Annotated in this window: 2 protein-coding genes; both read right to left on the bottom strand. The window is 43.4% G+C overall.

Features of this window, described 5'->3' with window-relative positions; translation table 11 throughout:
• Positions 1–92: 92 nt before the first annotated feature.
• Positions 93–1,364 carry an anti-phage dCTP deaminase gene (locus tag COW15_RS19605; RefSeq protein ID WP_293635254.1) on the bottom strand — a complete coding sequence of 424 codons (1,272 nt, stop codon included), beginning with the start codon at positions 1,362–1,364 and terminating at the stop codon, positions 93–95.
• 603 nt (positions 1,365–1,967) lie between these two features.
• Positions 1,968–3,374, bottom strand: a complete 1,407-nt coding sequence (locus COW15_RS19600) for a hypothetical protein (RefSeq protein WP_293635252.1) — start codon at positions 3,372–3,374, stop codon at positions 1,968–1,970.
• Between the last annotated feature and the right edge of the window lie 873 nt (positions 3,375–4,247).

Genomic DNA, 4,247 nt, shown 5'->3' with positions numbered 1-4,247 from the left:
TGACGCTATCACAGCTCTCAATCCATTTTGAGGGACGCTTAGAAAACCATATCGATCTGTGAAATTAACCTGACACAGAATTATGAACAGCCTCACAGCCTCAAGTGCACTTTCGTTTCGTCACCATTGAACCTATCAACTTTTATTGAGTCACTATGCAACTTTGTTGCAAAACTCTTTGGATAGGGCTCAATAAACACAACTTTACCAACGCCTGCAGCAACAATATGCTTGGCGCAATTGTGGCATGGGAAAGTGGTTGTGTATAGCGTGGCTCCCAAAACTGAGATCCCCGTACGTGCAGCAGACATCAACGCTTCCATTTCAGCATGCACAGCGCGACCATACTCTGTGATATCCAGTATACCTGTCTGCTTTAAGCGTTTTTTCGCGATTTTATAATTTTCATCTTCGGAAACAGTATTATTATAAGCATCAAATTCTTTTAAAATTTTTAAACTAATAGCCTTTTTTTCCTGCTCATTTGTATCGCATCCTTTGACATAATCTCGCTGATCATTAATCCCAGGCCAATAGAGTCCGCCCCCTTTTTGAGGGACATCATTAGCCCCTGTTGAAATAATATCACCAGAGACTCCCACAACTACAGCACCTACTTGTCGAGATAAATCTGCAGAACGTAGAGAAGCTGCATACGCAAGAAACATTGCATATTCATCTAGATTCGGTGATACAACAGGTTTAGCAAATAAGATACTAAGAATCCGCTGTAGCTGCTCATCGAACTCCTCTACAGTATCAATAGTTAAAAAGAAGTCTGAAAGTTGGAATACATCGCGAGTTGACTGTCCGTGCTCGCCATATTCAGTTGATAAATCATTTTCTCTATCGTCACGCTCTATGAGCTCCTGAGCTTTTTCTCTAGTTTCAATTCCTTTTTGTTCCATAAGATATTTTATACGGCTCTCTTCATCGGCAGTTATGCCTATTAAGACAAAGCCTTTCCCGTAAACCGTCCGTAGAGTTTCCACTTCATCAGGATGCTTTAAAGAACGAATAATATGGGCAGTCCGAAAAAGAGGTTTACTTCTATCAGCCTCTCTTTCACGCTTTGAAAGAATCGAATTAATGGCCACAAGAGCCATAATGTCGTCTCTTTTATAGTCTTTCCGTAAACGATTACCTAAAGCCATAGCATTTTGAAGTCGTTCATCTTCTGAAACGAAGCCAACCTCACCATTCTCAATCAGTTCTGCCATCAATTTACTAAGGTGAAGCCAATTTAGCTTGTATCTGTACCGAGTTAAAAATGTTTCAAAACGAGAACTTATATCGTCATAATTCACACCAACTGGTGTAACAAGTCCAATAATGACCTCACTGTCAGGTGCATAAGTATCCATATTAAGAATTAAGTCCTTCAATAACCGATTAGACACACAAAAAACACTATTTTAACAAACTTACGACAAAGTCGAGCAAGAGTAAATTGATTGTGTTGTTGGCATCGAAAGATGGCACAGGCATAACTCTTTTGGGATTAACAGCAAACGCCGATATCACAGAAGTTCACCTCCCCTCGGAGTTGCCGCAGGGCATTTGCGTTCGTTGCGTGAGCGAGGCATGGATGCCGAGATAGCGTCAGTCGAATCAGGGACGAGCGTCTGACGCGATAGCATAAGGGCGCTAATTGCCCAAGGGGCTTTCAACTCCGTTGGGGACGTCATGGAGCCTCCAAGGGCGAAGGCCAGCGGCCGCTTTGAGCGCGAGATAGGGATATCGAGCTGGCTATTTAACATGGACGTTTTTGATAGGACGAGCAGTCCTCCTTGGTCGGGTGTGGGGTGAAGCCCCACGACTTTCTCGGCCGTCAGGCCGCAAATCAAGAGAAAGATGGGACGAGCAGTGTCCTCCTTGGTCGACTCTTGATTAAAAATCAGGGGGTAAAACCCCACGACTTTGATTCACCTCGGCCATAAGGCCGCAAATCTAGCGATACTCACAACTTAAAAATACTCGATATTGAGTTGATACATAGCCGCATCATCCGCTTCTGTCTCAAATTTAGCTTCCAACTCAAAGTTCTCAAAACGGATTTGCACTTGGTCAAAGTTATCGGTTGCGTTTGGATATTGGGTTAATATTTCAGCTTTGGTATATGGGAATGCTAGCTGTTTGGCAATATAGCGCATATCGAGATTTGGACTGGGTTTGTTGAACAATTCTTGGGCTATTTGGGCGCGCCGCAATTCACCCTGCTCATACTGAACCTGTAAATGATTCCCTAGCAACCACCAAATTCCTGAATCGGATAGATTCAATTTATGGTAACTTCCAATGCTGTCGAGAAGCGTTTTAAGCTTAGGTTTTTGCTTTAAATTAAAAGGATTAATTAACCCAATTGTGTGGTCAACTTGTGTTGTAGTCGCCAATTTAGGAGAAGAAAGCGTATTCGCATTATTTTTATTTTCTAGTACAAACCCGGTTAACTTTTCAATCGATTGCTCTTTGCTGACAGGGTTAAAGGATTCGAATAATAGCCTCAATTGCGCTTTCCTATTACTTAACAGGTATTCTGAAGCAGAATTTTTAAGCTGTGCACCTAGCTGTAACTTAACCTCTTCTAAACTATTATTTTGCTGCACACCGCCTTCAAGCCCCCAAGAAACAGAGTCAAATCCTTCACGATATCCAATGAGATTTTTACCATAACCACTCATAAACAAATTACCGGATTGTATGCTGTTAACCATTCCATCTCGGATAATAAACCATATACCGCGACCATAGCCTAAGGCTTGTTCTGATGAATCTAACATTATCTCAATACTTGCGGGCCCTAACTGTGTAGTCAGCGTTGCAACCTTAGCGCCCAATGGTATGCCAAAAGCACCAGAGTCTAGAGATATATTAGCTAAAGGTACTTGAATGGAATCGGCAACCTCCGCTAACGAGGGAGCATCTGCAAGTTGAAAGCTATAACTGATCGTCGCGACAACATGGATCCCCTTGTCGTTATATGGTGTAACCTGTTCAGACAATTGGGAATTATCTTTACAGTAACGAATAAAGTCGGCATTAAAATGACTGGTCTTGGTACTGGCCAAATTTTTAGTTTCAGGGCGCATAACATTATGGATATTCGTTAATATGACAGCATCCGCTTGCTGACGCTTGGCATCTAACCTCAAATCCAAGAGGGCTTGAGTGAAATCAGGATTTTCTTCCAATGGGATATTGGCATCGTATTTAGCTAATGTACGAGTAATTTGCACATGCTTTAATATATTCGGCGAGCATGAGGGCATGTAATTGAGTATTGGCGGAAGTTCTGTGGTCTCTATGGTGTCGGCGAATAGTGGGAATTGGATTAAGAGGCAGATAAAAAAGCTATATTTATAATATGTTAGCATTACGATTTCTTCCTTGAATTAAGTATGCGCTATATGGCTGCCAATAAAATATTTTATCCCTACCAAACTCGGCCATCCTTTGTAAAACAATAACATAATACAGTTTAAGATAGCGTTCAAGCACGCTAAAGCCAGAAAGATGGGAAAGATAGAACAGGCGCAAATCTTTTAAAATTGACGGCCAACACCGAGATCACAGAAGTTCACCTCTCCTCGGAGTTGCCGCAGGGCATTTGCGTTCGTTGCGTGAGCGAGGCATGGTCGTGAAAGATGGGACAGGCACGAGTCTCTGGGGATTAACAGTTAACATCGAGGCTACAGAAGTTCACCCTCCCCTGCGAAGTTGCTGAAGGGCGTTGAAGAAAATCGCGTGAGCGAGGCATGGATGCCGAGTTAGCTTTCGAGGTACAGGATGTACCATCGGAAGCGTTAGCGATTTTCGAATAAGCACGAAGCCACTAACCAATACATGTAACTTCGCTAGGGTGAGTGCTGCATAGCAGCGTTACGAACGAGAGCCACGGATGGCGAACTGGCAGTTAGACATGGACGTTGTTCGCCAAGGGAGATCCAAGAGGGAATTGCTGTTGATGCCCTCTTGGTCGGGTGTGGGTTGAAGCCCCACGACCTTGATTCACCTCGGCCGTAGGCCGCAATACTCACTACTTACAGCGATAACCTTGCCAATTCAAACACCAAGCAAACCAGCACTATTATCGGGTGTGGGTTGAAGACCCACGAAAAATGGGACAGGCACAACTCTTTTGGAATTAACAACCAACACCAAGATCACAGAAGTTCACCTCCCCTCGGAGTTGCCGCAGGGCGAATAGACAAATTGCGTGAGTCTCGCCATGGATGGCGAGCTAGCTT

Source organism: Shewanella sp. CG12_big_fil_rev_8_21_14_0_65_47_15 (genome assembly GCF_002783505.1).
Lineage (GTDB): Bacteria > Pseudomonadota > Gammaproteobacteria > Enterobacterales > Shewanellaceae > Shewanella.
This window is presented reverse-complemented; position numbering and strand designations above follow the sequence as displayed.